The 21,507-nt window shown below is 61.3% G+C and carries 18 protein-coding genes and 1 tRNA gene; 2 read left to right on the forward strand and 17 right to left on the reverse strand.

Going from position 1 to position 21,507, the window contains the following annotated elements; genetic code table 11:
- Positions 1-37 precede the first annotated feature (37 nt).
- Genes Thiofri_RS22565 through Thiofri_RS22585 form a run of 5 tightly spaced genes read right to left on the reverse strand, consistent with a single transcriptional unit; the run spans position 38 to position 8,151 of the window.
- The gene (locus Thiofri_RS22565; protein WP_009148706.1) at positions 38-2,311 is read right to left on the reverse strand and encodes an FUSC family protein; all 2,274 of its coding nucleotides are present in this window, start codon (positions 2,309-2,311) and stop codon (positions 38-40) included.
- Complete coding sequence (locus Thiofri_RS22570) at positions 2,308-3,351, reverse strand: efflux RND transporter periplasmic adaptor subunit (protein ID WP_009148707.1); 1,044 nt, start codon at positions 3,349-3,351, stop codon at positions 2,308-2,310. The genes Thiofri_RS22565 and Thiofri_RS22570 overlap by 4 nt, the downstream gene beginning before the upstream one ends.
- Before the next feature lie 15 nt (positions 3,352-3,366).
- Positions 3,367-3,585 (reverse strand): DUF1656 domain-containing protein, encoded by a 219-nt coding sequence (locus Thiofri_RS22575; protein WP_040856719.1) that lies wholly within the window; start codon positions 3,583-3,585, stop codon positions 3,367-3,369.
- A 35-nt stretch (positions 3,586-3,620) separates the two neighbouring features.
- Complete coding sequence (locus Thiofri_RS22580; RefSeq protein ID WP_009148709.1) at positions 3,621-5,906, reverse strand: sensor domain-containing diguanylate cyclase; 2,286 nt, start codon at positions 5,904-5,906, stop codon at positions 3,621-3,623.
- Positions 5,899-8,151 carry a RelA/SpoT family protein gene (locus tag Thiofri_RS22585; protein WP_009148710.1) on the reverse strand — a complete coding sequence of 751 codons (2,253 nt, stop codon included), beginning with the start codon at positions 8,149-8,151 and terminating at the stop codon, positions 5,899-5,901. The genes Thiofri_RS22580 and Thiofri_RS22585 overlap by 8 nt, the downstream gene beginning before the upstream one ends.
- Before the next feature lie 32 nt (positions 8,152-8,183).
- Between Thiofri_RS22585 and Thiofri_RS22590 the strand changes: the two genes are divergently transcribed.
- Complete coding sequence (locus Thiofri_RS22590; protein ID WP_143741881.1) at positions 8,184-8,390, forward strand: hypothetical protein; 207 nt, start codon at positions 8,184-8,186, stop codon at positions 8,388-8,390.
- 59 nt (positions 8,391-8,449) lie between these two features.
- On the opposite strand, the gene Thiofri_RS22595 is transcribed toward Thiofri_RS22590, so the two are convergent.
- The 10 genes from Thiofri_RS22595 to Thiofri_RS22640 form a co-directional block, all read right to left on the reverse strand.
- Entirely contained in the window at positions 8,450-9,742 is a 1,293-nt protein-coding gene (locus tag Thiofri_RS22595) for an FCSD flavin-binding domain-containing protein (RefSeq protein WP_009148711.1), read from the reverse strand.
- A 21-nt stretch (positions 9,743-9,763) separates the two neighbouring features.
- Complete coding sequence (locus Thiofri_RS22600) at positions 9,764-10,369, reverse strand: c-type cytochrome (RefSeq protein WP_009148712.1); 606 nt, start codon at positions 10,367-10,369, stop codon at positions 9,764-9,766.
- A 309-nt stretch (positions 10,370-10,678) separates the two neighbouring features.
- Positions 10,679-11,671: an ankyrin repeat domain-containing protein gene (locus tag Thiofri_RS22605; RefSeq protein WP_009148713.1), complete on the reverse strand. Its 993-nt coding sequence runs from the start codon at positions 11,669-11,671 to the stop codon at positions 10,679-10,681.
- The gene (locus Thiofri_RS22610) at positions 11,664-12,218 is read right to left on the reverse strand and encodes a NapC/NirT family cytochrome c (RefSeq protein ID WP_009148714.1); all 555 of its coding nucleotides are present in this window, start codon (positions 12,216-12,218) and stop codon (positions 11,664-11,666) included. The genes Thiofri_RS22605 and Thiofri_RS22610 overlap by 8 nt, the downstream gene beginning before the upstream one ends.
- Before the next feature lie 730 nt (positions 12,219-12,948).
- Positions 12,949-13,935 carry a serine hydrolase gene (locus Thiofri_RS22615; RefSeq protein WP_009148716.1) on the reverse strand — a complete coding sequence of 329 codons (987 nt, stop codon included), beginning with the start codon at positions 13,933-13,935 and terminating at the stop codon, positions 12,949-12,951.
- A 186-nt stretch (positions 13,936-14,121) separates the two neighbouring features.
- Positions 14,122-15,051 (reverse strand): SPFH domain-containing protein, encoded by a 930-nt coding sequence (locus tag Thiofri_RS22620; protein ID WP_009148717.1) that lies wholly within the window; start codon positions 15,049-15,051, stop codon positions 14,122-14,124.
- A 14-nt stretch (positions 15,052-15,065) separates the two neighbouring features.
- Positions 15,066-16,058, reverse strand: a complete 993-nt coding sequence (locus tag Thiofri_RS22625; protein ID WP_009148719.1) for an SPFH domain-containing protein — start codon at positions 16,056-16,058, stop codon at positions 15,066-15,068.
- 176 nt (positions 16,059-16,234) lie between these two features.
- Complete coding sequence (locus tag Thiofri_RS22630; protein ID WP_009148720.1) at positions 16,235-17,023, reverse strand: anaerobic ribonucleoside-triphosphate reductase activating protein; 789 nt, start codon at positions 17,021-17,023, stop codon at positions 16,235-16,237.
- A 91-nt stretch (positions 17,024-17,114) separates the two neighbouring features.
- On the reverse strand, positions 17,115-17,357 hold the full coding sequence (gene nrdD / locus Thiofri_RS22635; protein ID WP_009148721.1) for an anaerobic ribonucleoside-triphosphate reductase: 243 nt from the start codon (positions 17,355-17,357) through the stop codon (positions 17,115-17,117).
- Positions 17,358-17,535: 178 nt separating this feature from the next.
- On the reverse strand, positions 17,536-19,614 hold the full coding sequence (locus Thiofri_RS22640; protein WP_009148722.1) for a ribonucleoside triphosphate reductase: 2,079 nt from the start codon (positions 19,612-19,614) through the stop codon (positions 17,536-17,538).
- A gap of 281 nt (positions 19,615-19,895) precedes the next feature.
- Here Thiofri_RS22640 and Thiofri_RS22645 point away from each other — a divergent pair, with 281 nt between their 5' ends.
- Positions 19,896-20,087, forward strand: a complete 192-nt coding sequence (locus tag Thiofri_RS22645) for a hypothetical protein (RefSeq protein ID WP_040855799.1) — start codon at positions 19,896-19,898, stop codon at positions 20,085-20,087.
- Between the two features lie 50 nt (positions 20,088-20,137).
- Here Thiofri_RS22645 and alr read toward each other — a convergent pair whose 3' ends face one another.
- Positions 20,138-21,253, reverse strand: a complete 1,116-nt coding sequence (alr, locus tag Thiofri_RS22650) for an alanine racemase (RefSeq protein WP_009148723.1) — start codon at positions 21,251-21,253, stop codon at positions 20,138-20,140.
- 177 nt (positions 21,254-21,430) lie between these two features.
- Positions 21,431-21,505 (reverse strand) — tRNA-Glu (locus Thiofri_RS22655).
- Positions 21,506-21,507: the final 2 nt, after the last annotated feature.

The following is a 21,507-nucleotide window of genomic DNA, read 5'->3' on the forward strand; positions in this document are numbered from 1 at the left end:
GGGGGCGGCCTTGTGGTCGCCTCTACCAGGCCAGCGGTCAGAAGCGCGGCTCTTGCCAGGCGGCCCAGTCGATGGCCTCAAGCGCAGCAGTAAATTCGCGCAGCGCGCCGGCCACGCCGATGTAGTGACCGGCGATGGCGAGCAGATATTGCCGCCCGCTTTGCTGGCCAGGATCCTCCGTCGCCGCCGGATTGGGCGCATCCATTCGCGCCAGTTCTGGCAGCGCCCAGGCGCGCAAGCGCCCCAGTGCATCGAGCCGAACCCGGACCTCCGGCTGATCGAGCCGCGCGGCGAGTTGGAGCAGCAGAACACCAAAAACCCGCCGATAACGGCGCCCCAAGGGCAAAAGCCACCGGTTGCAATCGAGATGCTGCGGCTGCGGCGGGCCGGCGCGCAGGCGTGCGCGTTGCAGAGCACGGGCGCGGATGCTCAGGCTCTGCGCGGCGACGATCAGGGCGTCGATGCGCGCTTGGTCGTTGTGCGGGATCGCTGGATCACTGGCCAGTGGGGCGCACTGTGCCAGGCGCTGCAACTGCTCGCGCTGGCGCTGTTCGCTGACTTGCATCACTCGGGCAAAATCCACCCGCCCCCGATCAGCCAATGCTCGCTGACTGCTGGCAATGCCGAGCAACAGATCGCGCAGGTTGCGCTGCAACAACTGACGTGGTCGATAGCCCGCGATCACCCCGAGCACGAGCAGGCCAACCAAAAAACCGCTCAGCACACTGGAGGCGATATTGAGATACCCGGTCAGGCTGATCTGCTGCTCCGGCGCCAGGGCCGGCATCACAATGCTCATGACCAGCAGGCCAAGAAAGTACAGATTGTGCGGCTTGGCATGGGCATGGAAGAAATACAGCCCGGCAAAGTAGAAAGGAAAAAGCACCAACGCCAGTTCAACAAAGCCATCGAGCCGTGGCATGGCGAGCAGATAAACAGGCGCGGTCAGCAGACAACCGGCCAGGGCACCGAGAAACACCCGATGCCCGGGTTGCTCGGCGGGCAGATCGTTCAGAGTGTCGATACCAATGATAATGACCGCCATCAACGCGCCGAGAAAGCCGCTTGGCGGCCATTGCCACTGAAACCAGACCAGCAACATGACCCAGAAAGCAACCACGGCCGCCAGGGCATGGGGTAAAGCAGCCTTGAGCATGAACGACAGCGGCATGGGCAGCGCCGCCGGCAACTCGGGGTCTGCTAGGGAACGCCCGGCGGCCAGTGCCTCGGCCGCACGCGCAAGCTGAGCAACTTCCGCAGCCAGCGCGCGGCATTGATGCAGAGTCGCTAGCCGCAGGGCGTTACCTCTCCCATCGCGACCAGCGCGCTCAGCCGCCGTGGGCAATAGGGCATCAAGCTTGGCCTCAACCCGTGCCTGCCGAGCCTGGACGTCAGCGCCATTGGCGCCCGGTGGCTGATGCGGGCGGCAAGTCGCCAGAACCTCGGCCAGTTCGTCAAGCGTGCGCGCCAACGGCTCGCGCTGCGCGGCATCCAGCAGTGGTAATTCGCCATTCAGAGCAAGGCGCAAGCTTTCGGCCAGGGCCAGCAGGGAGCCGGTCACCGCGCTGATGCCGCGAATCTCCGCTTCATAGGTCTCGCGCAACCGCCGGTAGCCGCTGCTGTCGAGAATGGCGGCGGTCAGAATCTCGCGCAGCCGGATCGAGGCGCCAAAGATGGCTTGCGGCGGCGCGGGAATCGCGCCCGACTGAGGCTCGCGCAGCGCCTCGGCCAGCGCGCGCGAATAATTCCTCAGGTTGTCCAGCGCGGCCGTAATTTCCCGCCGATAGATCCGCCCGGCGGTCTGGGGCCAGAACAGGCCATTGATCACCAGCACGATCAGAATGCCAAGCACGGCCTCTGAGGTGCGATAGACCGCGAGCTGAAAGGCCAGCTCCGGCTGGGGCACCGCATCGGCGACGATCACAGTCGCTGTGATAGCAACCATATACCAGGCATAGCCATAGCTGCTCGCCCGAATCTGGTACATGGCCAGCCCAATGAGCAGCGAGACCAGCGCCAGCAGCGCCCAACGGTCCTCGATCATCCAGGCCAGCAGCAGGAGCACTGCCAGCGCCCCGGCCAGAGTGCCGAACACGCGCATCAGCCCCTTGCGCAGCGAGGAACCAAGATAGGGGGTTTGCAGAAAGAGCACCGCGATGGGCGCGAGGAAAGGATCCGGCCACTGAAGCCAAAGCACCAGCGCCCAGGCCAGAATGAGCCCAAACGCGGTCTTAAACGCATTGACCGCTGCCGTCGGGCTCCAGCGCAACCAGTCGGCCAGAGTGCGCGGGCGCCTAGCGACCATGCTCATGGCGTCGAATTGGGTGGCGCGCTCGCCGGGGCAGCCTTGTCCGCCGCGGACGCGGGCAGAATGGCCAGGCTCGCGGTGGTGCCGATGCGCAGCGGGACATCCGCCGGGCGCTCCAGCAGGCGGATGCGCACCGGAATGCGCTGGGCCAGGCGAATCCACTCGAAGGTCGGCGAGACCTCGGCTAGACCACTCGGATGATCGCTCTGATTGCGCCGCGCAATGCCGTGGGCGATGCTCTCCACCTCACCGCGCAGTGGGCGTTTGGGGTAGCCCATTAAGGTCACGGCGGCAGGCGCGCCGATGGGAATGGCCGCCAGGTCGGTCTCCTTGAAATAGGCTGTCACCCAGAAAGACTCCTGCTCGATCAACGCCAGTTGCACCACGCCGGCCTTGGCATATTGCCCCAGGTTCAGGGTCAGATTGGTTACATAACCGTTGACGGGCGCGGTGATGCGGGTGAGCTTCAGCTGGAGTTGAGCCGTATCCAGTCTAGTCTGAGCGGCGGCCAGGGCGGCGCTGGCCAATTCGCTGACGGCGATTTTCAGCTGATAAGCCTCGTCAGCCAGCTCGCCGCTCTGATGCTGCTTGCCCGCGCGCACCAGATCGGCGCGGGCAGTGTCGGCTTCCGCCCTGGCCTGCGTCAGATCGGCCTCGGCCTCTGCAAACGCCAGTTGATAGAGCCTGGGGTCAAGCTCGAACAGCAGGTCGCCGGCCCGCACCGGCTGGTTGTCGCTGACCGCGACCCGAATCACCGGCCCCGAGACCTGGGGCGCCACCCCGATCACCCGCCCCAGCACCTGCCCATCGCGTGTCCAGGGATGGCCGCGCTGGGAGTGCCAGGCCCAAAACAGCGCGGCGCAGGCGATGGCGACCATAGCAAGAGTGACCAGCACCCGCAGGCTATCCGGTACAGAGCGCGGCACTTGCCACCTGGCGTTCTTGCGCCGAGGTGGGGCTGGCTCGCTTCGGACTGGCTGGGACTCTGTCTGGGTCTCGGGCTGGGTCTCGGCCTCTGATACTGGTACGGTGTTTTGCTTCATTGGTCAGCCGAAGATTTAGCCGAAGAAAGGGATAACAGTGGCGCCGACCAGCACCGAACAGGCAATGACCAGCGCCAGCAAAAACAGCGGAGGATGCCAGACAAAACGGCTCAGCCCAAAGTCATTGGCCAAGCGACTCAGCGCCCAGGCCAGCAGCCAGCCGACCAGCACCGCCGGCAGCCAGGGCGGGATGAAGACACCGTTTAAGCTGATTTCTGCGGGCACACTTGGCATGATCAACACGGGGTGCGCAAATTCAAGCCAAGCGCTCAAACCGCCAGCTCCACCTGATCGCGGCCCGCCTGCTTGGCGCGATACAGCGCCTCATCGGCGCGCATCATCAGGGTGTTCGGGTCCGCGACTGGCTCAGGGTAGCTGGCGATGCCGGCCGACAGGGTGACGGGCCCGAGCATGAGGCCCTCGACCTGAATCGGCTCGGCGGCAACCAAGCTACGCAATGCCTCACTGCGCTCGCGGGCCGAATCGATGCCGGCGGCAGGCATGAGTGCGACAAATTCCTCGCCGCCATAGCGACAGACTAGATCGGTCTCGCGAAACACCCGGCGAAGCTGCCCGGCAACCTGCTTGAGCGCGGCATCCCCGGCGGCATGGCCGTGGCTGTCGTTGAAGCGCTTGAAGTGATCGACATCGCAGATCACCAGCGACAGCGGTGTGCGTTGGCGCTCGGCCACGGCGATCTCTCGTGACAGTATCTCATCGAGAAAGCGGCGATTTTTCAGTCCGGTCAGGCCGTCTTCATAGGAGAGCACGCGCAACTCGTCTTGCAGCGCGAGCAACGACAGGCTCAGGTTAATTTTTTCTACCGCGCGCTCGAGGAATCGCCACCAGAGCAAGGTCTCTTCGGGCAGCTCCCCGCCAGCCTTGCTGCTTGTTTGATCGCTTGCCTCGCCGGCGGGTGCGCGCAGCAACAACAGGCCAAAGTCGGTACGCCCGAATTGCGGGTGCTCGTAATGCAACCGAAACGGCCAGATGCGGCTACTGGCGGTCGTGTCGGTGCTGCGGTCTGTCTCCTCGCCGCTGCCCGACCTAGGCACGGGAGCAGCCAGGCTCTCATCCAGCGTGGGAGGCGGATCGCCCCAGGTGACGCGCGGCGCGCGACCCTCGCCAGCCGCGCCGACGCGATAGAACGCGCCGGGCAGAGGCTCGCACAATCCAGGCAAGCTATCGTTGAGCACCTGTTCTGTGGCACACAGGCGTTCGCAGTTCTGTAAACGCGCGATCAGAACTTCGAGTTGGGCGCCCTTGCGGTTTTCCATCTCCAGCAAACAGACGCGAGCCGCCTCGCGCTCGACCAAGCGCTCAAGCTCGGCGGTACGCGTGGCGACCTGCGTCTCCAATGAGGTATTCAACACCGCCAATTCGCGCTGGGTGCTGGCAAAGTGCCGCACCGAGATCACGACAATGGCCAGCGAGAACGACAGCACGCCCCAGGCTAGTGGCACTTGGGTCCAGGGCAGCAGGTTGTGCGCCACGGCCATATCCAGCATCAACAGCAGCCCAAGCAGGGCCACTGCGGCCAGGATGAGCTTTTGCTCCAGAGTGCCAGCGCGCACCAGCGGTAGCGCCGGCAGCATCATGATGGGCAGGGTAATGGCAAAGAGTGCGTCGAACACCGGATAGGTGTTGGCTACTGAGACCCACCCGAGTCCGGCAAGCGCGAGCGCACCAAATAGATACGCCAGATGCAGCCGGCGAATGACAACCAGCAGCCAACTGCGATCCGGGCGCAGCCACTGCTCAAGCAGCAACGCGATGGCGACGGGAATCAGATAATAGCCGCCGGCGCCAATGAATTCCCACAGCAACGGATGATTGAAAATCAGCAGTGCGGCCTGGGCGCCGCTGAGCAACATGCCGCCGGAGGCGAAGGCGAAGAGCGCAATGGCGCCAAAACCCCGGCGGTCACGCTCAAGCGGCGCGAATATCAGCGCCAGAATGGCAATCAGCAACGAAAAGCTGCTGGTAATCAGTCGCTCGACGGATTGCGTCAGAACCCGTTGCAACAGGGCGATGCGCTCTCCAAGTAGGAGTTCACCCCACAGACCGATGTCTATATAGTCGGAAAACACACGAAAATAGAGCAGCTTGCCGCCAGCATCCTGCGGTAGCGGGATCATGTGCCAGGGCCAGCCGGCAAATTCACCCTTGCCCTCGGCGCTGAATGTCCCGAAGCGGTAGAGCGGCTGACCGTCGAGATAGACCTCGACGATGGTATCGACGCTAAAGATGAAAAGCGCCGGATCACGCCAGTCGAGCGGCGGCAACGTGACTCGGTACCAGATGTTCTCACGCCCACCGCGACCGGGTGGGTTGGATGGGAAATCGATGGCAATCCATGCATCGTCTTCGGTTGTCTGCGTCCACAGTGGTGTTTCGTTTGGCCCGAAGGGCGAATCGCCCCAGCGGTAGCTCCAGTTCTGCTCGAGTGGGACGATCTCCGCACCGGCGGCTTGCAGACCAAGCCCGAAAAGCCCCGCCAGGGCAAACAGCAGCGCAAGTAAGACGCCCAGCAGCCGCGCAGGCCGGCTAAACACGCTTCACCTCAAAGATGTCGGGCACTTGCCGCAGCTTGGCGAGCAGGCGTTCAAGCTCGTCGATACCGGCAATGCGCAGCGTAAAGCGCATGCTGGCGACATCGGCACGCCGGTCGCTGTGCGTGGTCACGCCAGCAACATCGGCATTGGCATCGGCGAGGACGGCGGAGACGTCGCGTAGCAGTCCGCGACGGTCACTAGCCAGCAGCCGGACATCAACCGCGAAGCGGCTATCGGCCGACTGCTCGGCCCAGTGGGCTTCGACCAGACGCTCGCAATCGCTGGGCGGCAGATGGGCGATGTTACGGCAGTTCTGGCGGTGAATGCGGATGCCGCGCCCGCGGGTGACGAAGCCGACGATGGGATCGCGCGGAACCGGCTTGCAACAACTGGCGATCTGGGTCATCAAATCGCCGACTCCTTGCACGATAATGTCCGGCTCGCGGTTGCTGCTATTTGTCGCGCCCGTTCTGGCCTGCCGCGACTTGAAGGTGAACTGTTGTGCCTGCTCGGCCTGGCTGGCTTGTGCGTTCTCCCCCGCTGGCGCGCGCGGCTCACCGACCTGGCGCGCGATTTGGCCGACGCTCAGATCGCCCCGACCGATGGCGGCAAGCACATCCTCGCCGCGTTGCAGATTGTAGCGCGACGCGACCTGATCGAGCATGGGCTTGGCATCGATTGTCAGGCGCGCAAGTTCCCTGTCGAGCGCCGTGCGCCCCTCGGCGAGATGGCGGTCGAAGTCCTGCGACTTAAACCACTGGCGCACCCGGTGGCGCGCGCGCGAGGTCACCATATAATGGTGATGGGGGCTGAGCCAGTCGCGGCTCGGGCTGGCATTCTTTTGGGTGAGAATCTCCACCGACTCGCCGCTCGCGAGCTGATGGGTCAGGGGCACGATGCGCCCATTGACCCGCGCGCCCCGGCAGCGGTGGCCGATCTCCGAATGAATGGCGTAGGCAAAATCAAGCGGTGTGGCGCCCTTGGGCAATTCGATCACCTTGGCCTGGGGCGTGAGCACATAGACATGCGCGGGCTCACACTCGGCCTTGAAGCGCGCCAGCAGCTCGCCACTTTGATCGCAGTCATTCTGCAGCTCGAGCCAGTTACGCATCCACACCACCCGGCGGTGAAAATCCGCATCATGGCCTGCGGCTTCCTTGTAAGCCCAGTGCGCGGCAACGCCGAGTTCGGCATGCTCGTGCATCTCTTGAGTGCGAATCTGAACCTCGAGCGGCTTGTCTTCGGGGCCAATCACCGCCGTGTGCAAAGAGCGATAGAGATTCCCTTTGGGCGTGGCGATGTAATCATCGAACTCGCGCGGGATGTGCTTCCACAGCCCATGCACCACGCCAAGGGCCGCATAGCAGGCGGGAATGTCGGCGACGATGACGCGCAGCGCGCGCAGATCGAAAATCTGTTCAATATCCACCCGCTTGCGCTGCATCTTGCGCCAGATGCTGTAGATATGCTTCGGCCGCCCGCTGATCTGGGCCTCAATGCCGGCGCGCGCGAACTCCTCGCGCAGCCGCTCGATCACTCGGGCGATATAGTCTTGGCGCTCGGCGCGGCGCTCGCGCAGCGCGCTGGCCACCCGCTTGTAATCCTTCGGATGCCGATAGCGCAGCGCCAGATCTTCAAGCTCCCATTTGATCTGCCACACGCCAAGCCGGTTAGCCAGGGGCGCGTAGACGCGCTCGGTGTCCTCGGCCAGAGCCGTCTGGCGGGCGGGTTCGAGCAGCTTGGCGGCGCGCATTAGCTGCAAGCGCTCGGCCAGCACCACCAGCACCACGCGCACATCCTCAGCGATACCGAGCAGCAGACGGCGCAGGTTCTCTTCATGCTCGTGCTGGTCTTTCTCGGCGATGATGCGCGCGACATTGGTCAGGGCGCCGATGCGCCCAAGATCGGCAACCATACGCGCGATGCCGGGACCAAAGCGTTCGGCCAGTCTATCCTCGGTCACTTGCTCGCGGCCGAGGCAGCCATTGAGGAGAGCTGCGCACAGGGTATCGGCATCCATGCGCAGATTAAACAGAATGTCGGCAGTGGCGAGGCGATGGCGTGCTTCGCTCTCACCGGTATCGAGCCGCGACTCGCCACGGCAGTCGATCATGAGCGTGCAGGCAGCGGCAATGCGCTCACACTCCAGAGCTTCGTAATGGCTGTCTAACTCGCGCAGCCACACCTCGGCCGCCGGGCGATCCTCCAGCGTCGAATCAGGAAGGGTGGAGACAGACTGAACCATTAGATGCAGGCAAAATGGCGGACGCGGGCAGCATGAGCAGTGGATTGATGGAAGGAACGAATCCAGCGCTCAGACTATACCAATTCAAAGCGCGCTTGGGTGCTCGCGCATCCGATAGAGCAAACCCGAAAGGAACACAGGGCGCACCACAAAATCATCTTATCGGCGGTGAGTTCCGCAAGGAAGCGCGCAATCTGGTGGGCTTTGAGGTGCTGGCTTGCAGGCAGACAGCTGCCTGAGAAGGGGGGGAGCCCGACGCGGCCGGGGTGCCGCGCCGGGCTGCGGAGGGCTGATCCGCTTAGCTGAAGATGTCGTGAACGATGTTGTTATACCAGCTATGCGCGTACTGGACTTCACGCGCCAACGCCCATTCGGGGGCATCCATGGGTGTCAGGCCGCCGGCACCCTCGACACCGGCGATGGTTGAGCCGTCCTCGCTCAGACGATAGACCGCGGCAACCGAGATGCCATAGTCCTTGCCGACAATGGAATAGCAGGTATTCACATAGGCCGGGATGCCGGGCTCGTCGCCATTGAGCATGGCGATGATGGCGGCGGCTGTGACCTTGGCCTGGCTGTTGGCAGAGTAGCCGGACTTGGGCATTTTGGTGGCAATGCAGGCATCGCCAATCACATGAATACCGGCATGGAGGCTTGATTCAAAGGTCTTCTTATCCACCGGGCACCAGCCGCTGTCGTCCGCCAGTCCGGCCTCTTGGGCGATCTTTCCAGCCTGTTGGGGTGGGATGAGGTTAATCACATTACCCTTGACCGAGTCGCCGAAGCTAGTCTCGACCGACATCTCGTCCGGATTCACGCTGACCACGGCTGCCTCCGGACCGGGCTGCCATTCGATCATTGCGTTTTCGGTGCCAAAGCCGTAAAGACGTTCCCAACCCTGGGTGAACAGGCCCTGCTTGGAGAACTTCTGCTTGGAATCGAGAATCAGTACCTTGGACTTGGGCTTGGCCTCCTTGAGATACATGGCGATCTGACTGGCGCGCTCATAGGGGCCGGGAGGGCAGCGGAAGGGGTTCGGCGGGGCGACGATCACCACGGTTCCGCCGTCATCCATGGCTTCGAGTTGGCCGCGCAGGATTTTGGTCTGACTGCCTGCTTTCCAGGCATGCGGAATCTTCTCGGCGGCCTCCTTGCTATAGCCCTCAATCTTGTCGTAGAGCAGCGAAATGCCAGGGGCAACGATGCAGCGGTCGTAGGGAAATTCATCTCCGCCGGCCGTCTTGACGACTTTTTTGTCCGGATCGATGCCGGCGGCAGTATCGTGCACCACCTTGACGCCGTGACCTTTCAGCCCTTCGTAGCCGTGCTCGATGGAGTCGAGCGAGCGTTCCCCGCTCAGTACTTCGTTGCTCATATAGCAGGTAAAGTAGCTCTTGTTCGGCTCGATCAGGGTCACATCAATGCTCGGATCACCGAGCTTCAGATACTTAGCCGCAGTGGCACCGCCAGTGCCGCCGCCGACCACGACGACTTTTTTGCTCTCGGCACGCGCAATGTGCGGAAAGCTCAGGGTGCTGACGGCGGCCAGCGCCCCGGTGGTCTTGACGAAATCACGTCGATTCATACTCATAGCCATTCTCCTCCCAGATCCTTATTGTTGGCTCGCATAGTAGGCCCAGAGCGCGGCCAGCCCATCCTCGCCATTCGACTCGAGCATGGACTCGAGCTTGCTTTTCATTTTCTTGGTCAGTTCGCGGCGACCATCGCGGAAGTCGCTCATGGCGTACTTGAGGTAGGGCGTCCACTGACCGGCTAGGATGTAGTAGTCCTCTTCCTCTGGCACTGGCTTGCCGCCCTCGATATGGCATTTTTCGCAGTACTGCTCATGTAAATCGGCGCCCTTGTCGACCAGAGCCTGATCGAAGTCCTGCTTGGCGGGTGCGAATTCCTGCTGATGGAAATACTCGGCCATTTTCTCGAGTTCTTCGTCGCTGTAGCCACGCGCGATCCGGCCCATGATGGTCGAGTAGGTTTCATCATCGCGGAAATACTGCATGGTTTCGACAAAGACAACCGGGTCCATCGCGGAGATGGTCGGGGTGGCAGGCCCCTGGCTGTTGCCGTAAGTGCCATGACATCCGGCACAGGTGTTGGCGAGCATGGTGCCGGTGGCGGTTTCGGCTGCGGCCATGCCGGAGCCGAGCCCAAGGGCCAGGGCGGCGCCGATCAGGGCGTGGGTTGGGGGTTGCTTGGTCATGGTTCCTCCTCCTAGTTTTCAAGATTGGTCGATGTCGCCGACCTTTGGTTGTGCGGGAGACCGGACTCCCTGTTGCTAATAGTCTGCGAGCTTGCTGGTGCGCAATGGGCGTCACTGCAAGGCGGTCTGTGGGGGACTTGGCGTCATAGCTGTCTTGCTGGCTGCCCCTCCTACAAAGCTGATCCCGGAGTCTCAGTAAAGATGGCTAATTCCTTTCAGTCACTGGGGTAATTGGGACGAGCCCGAGGTTTCCGGGGCGCGTCTTGATCCATTAATGGAGCACCTCAAAGGTGATTTCCTCCAAAATCGCTAGCGAGCCGTTCCACTCAGCGCTTGCGCCACCCCTTCATGCCCGGCGGCCTGCGCCAGCTCAAGCGCCGAGCGACCATCCTGGTCCCGAGCTTCAGGGTCGGCCCCATGCTTAAGCAGCACGCGCACTAGCCTGCCATCTCCCTCTTTGGCAGCCGCCATCAGCGGCGTTACACCATCGACATCGGCCAAATTGGGGTTGGCCCCAGCAATCAGCAGCCGGCGCGCGATGGGCGCGAAGCCGTCGGTCACCGCCCAGGACAGTGCCGTCATGCCAAGCTGGTCGCGCGCGTTCACATCGGCGCCGGCCATCAGCAGCAAGTCCAGGACGGCCTGGTGGCCATTATCAGCGGCCATGATCAGCGGGGTGTCGCCTTCGTTGTCGCGGCTATTGATCTCCGCGCCAGCCTGCAGCAACAGCTGCGCGGTTTCCAGATGACCGGCAGCAACGGCGTTCATAAAAGCGGTGCGCCCGTCTTTGTCAGCGGCGCGCGGGTCGGCACCGCGAAACAGCAGTTGCCGCACCATCTCGGCAATGCCGTGGCGGCTGGCGATCATCAGCGCATCCCAGCCGGCACGGGTGCGGTCATGAACATGGGCGCCGCGCTCGATCAGGAGCGCGGAGATGCCGATGTGGCCATTCTCGGCGGCAAAAGTAAGCGCCGTGCAGCCAGCAACTGTGCGCTCGTTGATATCCGCGCCCCGGCTAACCAAGAGGGCAACCGTATCCATGCTGTCGCTTTCGACCGCCATCATCAGCGCCGTTTTGCCGAACTGATTGGCAGCATTCGCTTCGGCGCCTTGGTCGAGCAGCGCAGCGATGGTGTCGGTATCGCCAATCATCGCCGAGAGGCGTAACTCGCGATCAAGGTCTGTCTCGGTAGCACTGCCTGCACCAGCAGTGCTCGCGAGTAACAGCAGCGCTGCCAGCGCCCAACCGCAGCGCAGGGTCAGCCGGGCTTGGAGTGAAGTCTTGAGCTGGGAGCTAGCCATCGTCTTCCCCCCTCGGCTTGCTCGGCATCTGATGCACCACGGCCTGGTGGCATTCGATACAAGTCTGGCCCTTGTCCTCGGCGCGCGCATGGCGGCTGCGCGCAGAGCGGCCCTGCTCTGACAAATCCATGTTGTTGAAATCATGGCAAGTGCGGCACTCGCGCGAGTCACTGCGCTCCATCTTCTTCCACACCCGTGACGCCATGGCCCAGCGATGCTCCTCGAACTTCTCCGGGGTGTCGATGGTGCCCATAATCTCGTGATACACATCCTTGGCCGCGATCACCTTGGTCGCGATCTTAGGGAAAAAGGCCTTGGGTACATGACAGTCGGCACAGGTTGCCTGCACGCCGGACTGGTTCTTGAAGTGCAAGCTGTCCTGATATTCCAGATAATTGGTCTGCATCGTGTGGCAGGAGACGCAGAACTCCATCTCGTTAGTGGCACTCAAGCCGGCACTAAATAAACCCGCAAAGCTGATGCCGGCGACGAAGATAATGACAACAAAAAGGATTAGGCGGCGGGACTTGCCCTTGGCGTCAGCCATGCGAAACCTCGCTTACATCAGGCGCCGTGGAAGGGGCTACCAATAGTCAAACAAAACCAGTTCTTGTCCTGGCGCGCGAACACCAATGCCGAATCTCGCGCGCCAGACCGACTTGGCGCGGGACGCCCATACAGTGCGTCAGTGGAGCAAACCCCAAATCTTGCAGTGCTTAGTTCGAGCGCCGAATCGATCAGGACGCGCTCAAGCGACAGGGCGAACGCCGAGGCGATGGTGGTTGGTCGCCTACTTGAGCCCCTTGTCCGGCTTCGTGATTATGAATTATCAATGACAGATGCTAATGGATTCGTTCGCGCTTGCCAAGGACCGGCTGCATCCAGGCGCGTCTTGGACCGACTAACAGACCTGTGTTTGAGCAGCGCCACCAGCGCCATCCACTGGATGCACGATCATGCCGAGGTCATAGAACAGCGCCCTGAGCGGATGAAGCGGTCGCTGGCAGAACTGCCTGCGAGAAACTCAGGCAGCCGCAGGGTGGGGGAATGTTTGACGTTGCGCGAAGGCGGGGCAGCGCGCGCCCCGGCCAGCAGGCTGGAGCAATCGCCTATTTGAAGGCGCGCGCGGGGCTTAACGAGATGCCAACTTGCGACAAGTAAAGTTGATATCCAGCTGACATGGATTATCGGCTTGTTTCGGACCGGGCAGCGGTCACTGGCGACGCTGCAGACCCTTCTGGAGGGCGCATCTGGAGGGACGCCGACAGAGCGCCTCCTCAGACCAACTGATGGCGATCTTTCATGTAGAGGTAGACCAGATTCGAGACGGACCTTATCGCGTTGCTGCGTGCCGAGATCCAACTGGTGTAGGACTCGGTACGGCTGTCGCGCTCAATGATTCCAATGAAGGTATAGGGCATTGGCCGTCCACGGCTGTCCCGACACTCGATAATGCCCATGTTTCCACACAGACGCGCGGTAGAGCCGGTTTTGTCGTAGACGCGCACATTGGCGGGAATGCTGCTGACACGACGGGTAATGCGGTCGTGATTGGGAAGGCCCATGATTTCGCGCAACTCTTGTGCTTGCGGTAGCCGGCTGTGCCAGAGCGCGAACAGGAAGCGACTGTAGTCGTGCGCCGATGCTTGGTTGCGATAAGTGCGTCCGCCAGCCGGGATGTATTCGACAATACTGGTCTCGCGAAAGACGCCTGGCGCCTGCCTTTTCAGCACGGTTTCGACATCCCCCGGCCCGTGGTTCCCGTTACCGCGGCTCACCATGTGCATGAGTTCATTGGTGGCACTGTTACTGCTGCGCCGGATGCTTTGCTCCATGATATCGCGCACCGAACTTGTGTATTTCAGCCCGGAACCGCGCCGCTCGGTGGTGTAGAAAAAGGCTTGCGCCACAAAGGGCTTGATCATGCTCGCCGCCTGACGCGGAATGTCCTCGTTGATGGCGACGAGTTTCTGCCGGGAGGAGAAGTCGTAGATCGACCAAGAGGTGCGCTCATTCGACGAGATGCGCCCCTCGGCTCGCATGCGATTGACTAGCGCCGATACCTGCGCTTGCAGGGAACCTGGTGCGGCGGCGAGTACGTCAGGCAGGCCGCCGAGCAGCAGACCGCCCGTGGCCAGAGTCAGGTTGCCGAGGAAAGCGCGCCGCGACAGATGCGCGCTGGCATCGACGCCTCCGGGAGGCGCATCCGGGGCGGTCTCGACGGTATTGTTCTGGATGGACGAAGGGAGAAAAAGCTTGTTCATGGCATGCTCCGCTCGCAGGCGTGGCGGCAAAACAACGGACTCATGCTGTCAAGCTTAATCAAAAAAAACCAAAAAGCAAGTCGACGATGAAAAATATTTTGCTTATTAGTCAGCCTGTTTCGCTAACTTCTTAATCTTGCAATTAAGTATTGCATCGAGGCGCCCCGAGCCGGGGCGCCAACAACCTCAGGAAAATGCGTCACTATCGAGCGCCAACGGCGCCGGCCCACTGGCCCCGCCAAGCTCGACCAGCATCTGCGCATCGGCCGGCAGCACATCAACCTCGGCGCGCGATGCAATGAGTTGGTCGGTTTCCATCACATCCAGCACGGCGGCCAGCACGTCCGGATCTTTCTGGCGCAGATCGTTGAGTGCGGCACCCACCACCGCCGGGCGGGTGGCGGCCGCTTCGGCCATTTTCTGCGAGACCTTGTAAGCCGTCTGGCTCTTAATCAGGCCGACGCGGTTCTCGCCGTCTTGTTTCATGGCGCTGGTCACCTGGACTAGGCGCTTGACCACTTTCTCCGTGATATTGTCCACCATCTGACGGTCGGTGAAGGCGACCTTGCGGATATAGACCGAACCCAGCTTGTAACCCCATTTTTCCGATAGCGGGGAGACGGTCGCGCGCACTTTTCGGCTAAGCTGATGGCGGTCCTCAAGCATTTTGTCCATTTCCAGATTGGACAGGGTCGAGATGGTCGAACTGGCGACATTGGCCTGGAGCGAGCCCTCGGGGTTGGCGTTGACGAATAGATAGGAGACCGGATTGCTGACCTGCATCTCGTACCAAATACCCACACCCATGGGCGTGCCTTCCTCGGAATTGACCATCTGATCGCGCAGGTAATACTGCTTAAGCGCGGTGCTAACCAGATAACGCTTGCCAAAAAAGGGCAGCAACAACGCTTTGAGTCCAAAGTGGCTGACGGGAAAGCGCAGGCCGGCATCGTCCAGAGTGCCGATGACCTTGCCAAACAGGGTGAAGACTTGCGCCTCGCGTTCCTGCACGACGGCATAAAGCCCCAGGGAGCGCGACAGGCCGAGTACCAGCGGAATAAAGAACAGGCCGAAGAAAAACGCGATGGCCGCGCCGTAACCTTGATCGATGAACATGACAGTGTCCTCCTTCAGCGACTCGGGGCGGTGACTTGGACAATGCGCCGCGCCTGTTTCAGCAGCGGAATGCGCATGTTCCGCAGATAGGCACGCAGAGACTCGGGACCGCCGGTCGCCTTGATTTTGATCAGCGTCTCGCCCAACTCGCGCAGTGGCGCCACCTCAGCCTGAGCATTGTTGCTGGCAATCTCTACTGCGCGTTTGCTCATTGTGATCTGCTGCTCGGCATCAGCACGTGCGGTACTGATGTCCGCAGCCACCTGGTTGCGGGTGGAGTTAATGGCCGACAGCGCGCGGTCGACTTCGGTCGGCGGGTCAATCTGGGTGATCAGGGCCGCGTCCAGTTCAATGCCATAGCGGGTGCCGGTAGAACGGCATTGCTGCTCCATGTAGTCGTTCAGCAGCGGCAGGTTTTTGCGCAAATCGTTAATCGATACCCCTTCGGACAAATCGACTGCCGGACCACCACCCTCCTCGCCTTGCATTTCGCTCTGGCCCACCAGACTCTGGCCTTTGGGGTCAACAAAATTGGCGATGCGCTCGCGCAGTACCGAGACGAAGTAGCCCATCACATGCTCAAGCGGGCTGTCGATGCCAAACAGGTAGGCGTAAAGATTGGTTTCGGAGGCACGAAAGCGAATCTGGCCATTCACGCCCGTAGTCAGATTATCTTTAGTGACTGCCTCAATGGTGGATTGGCGCTTAGTTGGATCCCAGGTCACATCCAGTGCCTGAGTCGCGACGTCGACCTTGTGCACTTCCTGCCAGGGCCATTTGAAGTAAGGCCCACCGGGGCCGATGGTATGCAGCACCGGGAATTGATAGCGTTTCTTTTCCTCTTCGTTCAAACTGTCATCGGTGACCATAGCGTCGCCGATCCGTTGGGCGCGACCAAAAGACGTCAGCACCGCACGCTCGTTCGGCTTGACGGTATAGAGCGCGCGGGCAAACACACGAAAGCCCATATAAACGAGCACTCCAAAAATAAAGGCGGTAATAGCCATAGAGGGGATCTCCAGCAGGTGGATGGGCGAGCGGCTGCTCGAAAATCGAGCAGGCTGTCCCAAGCATAGCCCCTTAAAACTCGCTGGCAAGCGCTAAGGTGAGTAATGCCGAGTCTAGGCCACCAAACTGAGCAAGAGCGCAATCAATGACCAGCGAAATCAATGCCGCAAGGGATTCAGATCGCGCGCAGCTCGAAATGCGCGAAAGGCATCGCGTCCGGGATGGCAAGCTGGGTGGGCAGACGCTCGCGCAGTTCGGCTTCAAGCAGGGAATGCGGGCGACATTGTTGCAGGGCGTAGCGTGAGACGCCAACTGCCGCGAGTTCTTGCATCAGGTGCTCAAGATAGGCGGGGGAGTCGAGCCCTGGCAAGGGGGTCGTGCGGACTTCGAGCGCGATGCCGGATTCCACTGCCAGTGCGAGACTGTCCCAGGCATTTTCACCCGAGCCGGGTACGCCCGTGACCAGCGAATAGTCACTAGGCAGGGCCTTGATATCCAGCCCGACCCAGTCAACCAGCGGCAGAACCTCAGCGAGGCGCCGGGGATAAGGCCCACCGGTGTGCAGGCCAATTTTATAGCCGAGTTCGCGCAACTCGGCAATGGCGGCAGGCAGTGCCGACTGGGCTGTGGGCTCGCCACCGCTGAAAACGACTGCATCGAGCAGGCCACGGCGCCGGACGAGAAACTCCCGCGCCTCCGACCAGTCGAGCGCCGGCTCATCTGCAGCATCCACCAGATGGGCATTGTGACAGTAGGCACAGCGCCAGGGGCAGCCCTGGCAAAAGAGGGTCGCTGCCAACTCGCCGGGATAGTCGGCGGTAGTCATTGGAGTCAGGCCACCAAGGCGCAGGGCTTGGGCAGCGGCGGCCTTTGAAACCGCGCCCCGAGGCTGAAACGATGGCCTTTGCACCGGATTCGGCACATGCATCGGAGTGGTTTCAGCGGCTTGAACGGCGAAGGTCATGGTGGCTCCGGATACGGCAATGAGCCCAATTCTGCACCCAGCAATGAACTGCGGCTGCGCACAGAAAAGAATGCTCGGTACAGGCAGGTCTTCAGGCAGCTTCGAGCTGGCGGATTTGCTCGACTGGACGCTCAGTGGCGCGCCGGGTTGTGCATTGGCTCCGACGCTGCTCGCAACCCTGGGGCTGCTCGCTGAACATCAGCCTGTCGCGATGCTCTGATTGTTTCCCTGCGTTGAAGGCCGAAACCGGACGATGGTAGCCCATGACCCGGGTCCAAACCTCGCAGGGGGTTCTTTCTTCGTCGCGGAGTTCGATGGTGTCGTCAGTCAGCATGAGTTTTCTCCGATCGGTAAAGGCGAATTAATTCGCCTAATAATTTAGTCACTTAGCGCAGGATTTCTGAAAAATATTTTTCTGCTTAACTATCTGAACAAGCACATAAATTCGCCAGCTCTTTTTGAACGGGAGAATAAATTTGCAGCCTGTTTTCAATGGGCGAATAAATTCGCCCTTAGGAATTCGCGGCCATTGCCGGGTCGCCGCCAGTAACGGCCAGTTCGGCGGACTGAGCCTCGGCGCGCTTGCGGGCGATGAGTTCCTGATCGCACTTGGGGCAGAACTTGTGCTCGCCAGCGATGTAGCCGTGATGCGGACAAATAGAGAACACCGGCGTCACCGTGATGTAAGGGAGGCGGAAGTTCTCAAGTGCTCGGCGTACCAGGCGCTTACAGGCCTCGGTCGAGCTGATCTTCTCGCTCATGTAAAGATGCAGCACGGTGCCGCCGGTGTATTTCGACTGGAGCGCTTCCTGCAGGGCCAAAGCCTCGAAGGGATCATCGGTAAAACCGGCTGGAAGCTGGGATGAGTTGGTGTAGTAGGGGGTTTCCTCGCTGCCGGCCTGGAGGATGTCCGGGTAGCGCTTTTTGTCCTCGCGCGCAAAGCGATAAGTGGTGCCCTCGGCCGGCGTGGCCTCCAGGTTGTACATGTGGCCGGTTTCTTCCTGGAAAGCCACCATGCGCGCACGCACATGATCGAGAAACTCACTGGCGAAGGCACGACCCCATTCGGTGCTGACATCCTCGGCATCATCGGTAAAGTTGCGAATCATCTCATTTAAGCCATTGACGCCAATGGTCGAGAAATGATTGCGCAGGGTGCCAAGGTAGCGTTTGGTGTAAGGAAAGAGTCCGGCGTCTAGGTGGCGCTGAATCACCTTGCGCTTCAACTCCAGGCTCTTGCGCGCCAGATTCAGCAGGCGGTCAAGCGCAGCAAAGAGTTCTTTCTCGCGTCCCCGGTTCAGATAGCCAAGGCGCGCGCAGTTGATAGTCACCACACCCAGGGAGCCCGTCTGCTCGGCCGAGCCAAAGAGCCCGTTGCCGCGCTTGAGCAACTCGCGCAGGTCGAGCTGCAGCCGGCAGCACATAGAGCGGACCATGTTCGGCGTCAACTCTGAGTTAATAAAGTTTTGAAAGTAGGGCAAGCCGTACTTGGCTGTCATTTCAAACAGCCGTTCGGCATTCTCGCTCTCCCAGGGAAAATCCGGCGTAATGTTGTAGGTCGGAATGGGGAAGGTGAAAATCCGCCCTTTGGCATCGCCTGCGGTCATCACCTCAATGTAGGCGCGGTTGATCATGTCCATCTCGTCTTGCAGTTCACCATAGGTGAAAGACTGCTCGACGCCGCCGACCAGGGGGACTTGGTCGCGCAAATCCTCGGGGCAAACCCAGTCGAAGGTCAGGTTAGTGAAGGGCGTCTGGGTGCCCCAGCGCGAGGGGACATTGAGGTTATAGATGAGTTCCTGGATATACTGGCGCACGTGGGTGTAATCGAGCTGATCTACGCGCACGAAGGGCGCCAGATAGGTGTCGAAGCTCGAAAATGCCTGGGCACCGGCCCATTCGTTTTGCAAGGTGCCGAGAAAATTGACGATCTGCCCGATGGCCGAGGACAGATGCTTGGGCGCGCCGGCCTCGACCCGACCGGGAACGCCGTTTAAGCCCTCGTTCAACAGAGTGCGCAGCGACCAACCGGCGCAGTAGCCCGAAAGCATGTCAAGATCATGAATGTGATAATCGCCCTCACGATGCGCCTCGCCAATTTCAGGCGTATAGACGTGACTCAGCCAGTAGTTGGCGATCATCTTGCCTGAGGTGTTGAGGATGAGCCCGCCGAGGGAGTAGCCCTGATTGGCATTGGCCGAGACGCGCCAGTCGGAGCGATCAAGATACTCATTGATGGAGCCGGCGACATCCACCAGGGTGCGCTGGTCGTGGCGTAGCTTGCGGTGCTGCTCCCGATAGACGATATAGGAGCGCGCAGTCTCAAAATGATTGGCGCTAATCAGCGTCTGCTCGACCACATCCTGGATGTCTTCGATATCCGGGATGCGTCCACTATCAAAGCGATGCGCCAGCACCTTGACCACCTGCGCGGTCAGCAGGCCGGCTTCGAGTTCGTCGAATTCGCCACTCGCGCGTCCGGCGCTCAGGATGGCTGCCTCAATGCGTGCGGCGGCGAATGGCACTTCCTCCCCGTCGCGCTTGCGAACGCGCCGCGGTAGGCTGGCGAGGCTGGAGTGAGCGTGGGACATGGGAGGGCTTCGGGGGATAACGACACAAGATATTGTGGTAAAGATTATAGAAGACACTAGATATTGTGAATATCCCATTTTGCATAAAACTGACCTGGATCAATTAATGCCTCCGGAAAACTTCCTCTCCCGTCGCCTCGCTCAGCGCGCGCAACCCTCGAGAGCCTGATTGACAACCTCAATCGTGCCTACGAACTGGCCGGAGACTCGCTCTGGCCGCAACCCAATACCGGAATTTTGTTGCGCCGGACAACACGCACGCTCGACCTGAGCATCTGCTGATGCCGGACTGGACCCAGGAGCTACTGGAGCGCGAGCGCGTGCTGACCGAGATTTTGAATCTGGCCGAACATCTTGGCGTGAGCTTTGCTTTCCCGACCCAAACCCTCGAGCTGGACCGCTGGCCAGCGACTGGCGAACCGTCCCTGTCCACCATGCCGCCGCAAGAGGACCTGGCGTCGCCAGCCAGCTAAGCTGGCGGGGCGGCCAGTCTCTTGCGCTTGCCGAGCTTTGCACGAAGATTTCAGTCGCTCGCCGCCTCGACATAGCGCAACGGCACCCGGCGCGACAGGCCGGTCAGGAGTTCGTAGCTGATGGTGCCGCTGGCCGCAGCCACGGCATTGGCACTGACCTGAGTACCCCAAAGCTCGACTGGATCGCCGGGTTGAGCCTGCGGCTGCTCGCTCAGGTCAACCATCAGCATGTCCATGGAGACGCGCCCAATCAAGCGTGTGAGCTGCCCATTCACGGCCACCGGCGTGCCATCGGGCGCATGACGCGGGTAGCCGTCAGCATAGCCGGTGGCCACCACCCCGACACGGGTCGGGCGCTCGCAGACAAAGCGCCCGCCATAACCAATGGCCTCGCCGGCAGCGAGTTCCCGCACCGCCGTCAGCTCGGAAACGAAGCACAGGGCTGGGCGCAGCAAGGCGGCATGCGGGTGAGGATGGTCAAGCGGATCGAGCCCGTAGAGCATAATGCCCGGGCGCACCCACTCGGCATGCGTATCTGGCCGGGTCAGGATGGCGGCGGAATTGGCCAGACTGCGCGCGACTTCTCTGGTAGCCGGTCTGACAGTCGGGATGGAACCCGCAAGGGTCGCAAAATCTGCCAACTGACGATCCGTCGGCCCCGGATCGGCCTCATCGGCGCGGGCGAAATGCGTCATCAGCACCAGCTCGCCAACATGGGGACAGGCGGCTAGCCTGGCATAGGCCGCGCGACCGTCCTCGGGTGTCAGTCCGAGGCGGTGCATGCCGGTGTCGATCTTCAACCAGACGCTAAGCGGCTGTTGCGGACGCGCACCCAGCACCCAGTCGAGCTGGCGCGCGTCATGCACCACAGTCATCAGCCCCACCTGATCCACCAGTTCCAGCTCCGCAGTCTCAAAGGGGCCTTCAAGCAACAAAATTGGCGTGTGAATGCCAGACTCGCGCAGTTCCAGCGCCTCTTCAACACAGGCCACGCCAAAGGCCGCAGCCTCAGCGACTAAGGCGCGAGCAACCGCCACGGCGCCATGCCCGTAGGCATTGGCCTTAATGACCGCCAGCGCCCGTGCACCGCCGGCGCAGGCCCGGGCGAGACGATAATTGTGCTGAATCGCCGCGAGATCGACGCAGGCTTGGAGCGGACGTGACATACAGCCTGATAACAGAAGTCAAGTGCTGATGGAACGCGAACCCGGTCTAGCAGCGGCCGTGTTTGGCTTTACTGCGAATCACATGGATTCATTTTCCGGATGGTCGGGACTGTGAACGGAAGGATGAGGTGAGTAAGGATGGAATCAGCAAGTGCCTGGCAAACCAGCTTTTTTAGATGGCGCTCCCTAGGGGATTCGAACCCCTGTTACCGACGTGAGAGGCCAGCGTCCTAACCGCTAGACGAAGGGAGCGG

The sequence above is a fragment of the Thiorhodovibrio frisius genome (assembly GCF_033954835.1).
In the GTDB taxonomy this organism is placed as follows: domain Bacteria; phylum Pseudomonadota; class Gammaproteobacteria; order Chromatiales; family Chromatiaceae; genus Thiorhodovibrio; species Thiorhodovibrio frisius.

Excerpts from the sequence above, each read along its gene's own strand:
- Thiofri_RS22565 (WP_009148706.1), bottom strand. The coding sequence starts at position 2,311 with ATGAGCATGGTCGCTAGGCGCCCGCGCACTCTGGCCGACTGGTTGCGC.
- Thiofri_RS22570 (WP_009148707.1), bottom strand. The coding sequence starts at position 3,351 with ATGAAGCAAAACACCGTACCAGTATCAGAGGCCGAGACCCAGCCCGAG.
- Thiofri_RS22575 (WP_040856719.1), bottom strand. The coding sequence starts at position 3,585 with ATGCCAAGTGTGCCCGCAGAAATCAGCTTAAACGGTGTCTTCATCCCG.
- Thiofri_RS22585 (WP_009148710.1), bottom strand. The coding sequence starts at position 8,151 with ATGGTTCAGTCTGTCTCCACCCTTCCTGATTCGACGCTGGAGGATCGC.
- Thiofri_RS22590 (WP_143741881.1), top strand. The coding sequence starts at position 8,184 with ATGAGCAGTGGATTGATGGAAGGAACGAATCCAGCGCTCAGACTATAC.
- Thiofri_RS22595 (WP_009148711.1), bottom strand. The coding sequence starts at position 9,742 with ATGAGTATGAATCGACGTGATTTCGTCAAGACCACCGGGGCGCTGGCC.
- Thiofri_RS22600 (WP_009148712.1), bottom strand. The coding sequence starts at position 10,369 with ATGACCAAGCAACCCCCAACCCACGCCCTGATCGGCGCCGCCCTGGCC.
- Thiofri_RS22605 (WP_009148713.1), bottom strand. The coding sequence starts at position 11,671 with ATGGCTAGCTCCCAGCTCAAGACTTCACTCCAAGCCCGGCTGACCCTG.
- Thiofri_RS22610 (WP_009148714.1), bottom strand. The coding sequence starts at position 12,218 with ATGGCTGACGCCAAGGGCAAGTCCCGCCGCCTAATCCTTTTTGTTGTC.
- Thiofri_RS22615 (WP_009148716.1), bottom strand. The coding sequence starts at position 13,935 with ATGAACAAGCTTTTTCTCCCTTCGTCCATCCAGAACAATACCGTCGAG.
- Thiofri_RS22620 (WP_009148717.1), bottom strand. The coding sequence starts at position 15,051 with ATGTTCATCGATCAAGGTTACGGCGCGGCCATCGCGTTTTTCTTCGGC.
- Thiofri_RS22625 (WP_009148719.1), bottom strand. The coding sequence starts at position 16,058 with ATGGCTATTACCGCCTTTATTTTTGGAGTGCTCGTTTATATGGGCTTT.
- Thiofri_RS22630 (WP_009148720.1), bottom strand. The coding sequence starts at position 17,023 with ATGACCTTCGCCGTTCAAGCCGCTGAAACCACTCCGATGCATGTGCCG.
- nrdD (WP_009148721.1), bottom strand. The coding sequence starts at position 17,357 with ATGCTGACTGACGACACCATCGAACTCCGCGACGAAGAAAGAACCCCC.
- Thiofri_RS22640 (WP_009148722.1), bottom strand. The coding sequence starts at position 19,614 with ATGTCCCACGCTCACTCCAGCCTCGCCAGCCTACCGCGGCGCGTTCGC.
- Thiofri_RS22645 (WP_040855799.1), top strand. The coding sequence starts at position 19,896 with ATGCCGGACTGGACCCAGGAGCTACTGGAGCGCGAGCGCGTGCTGACC.
- alr (WP_009148723.1), bottom strand. The coding sequence starts at position 21,253 with ATGTCACGTCCGCTCCAAGCCTGCGTCGATCTCGCGGCGATTCAGCAC.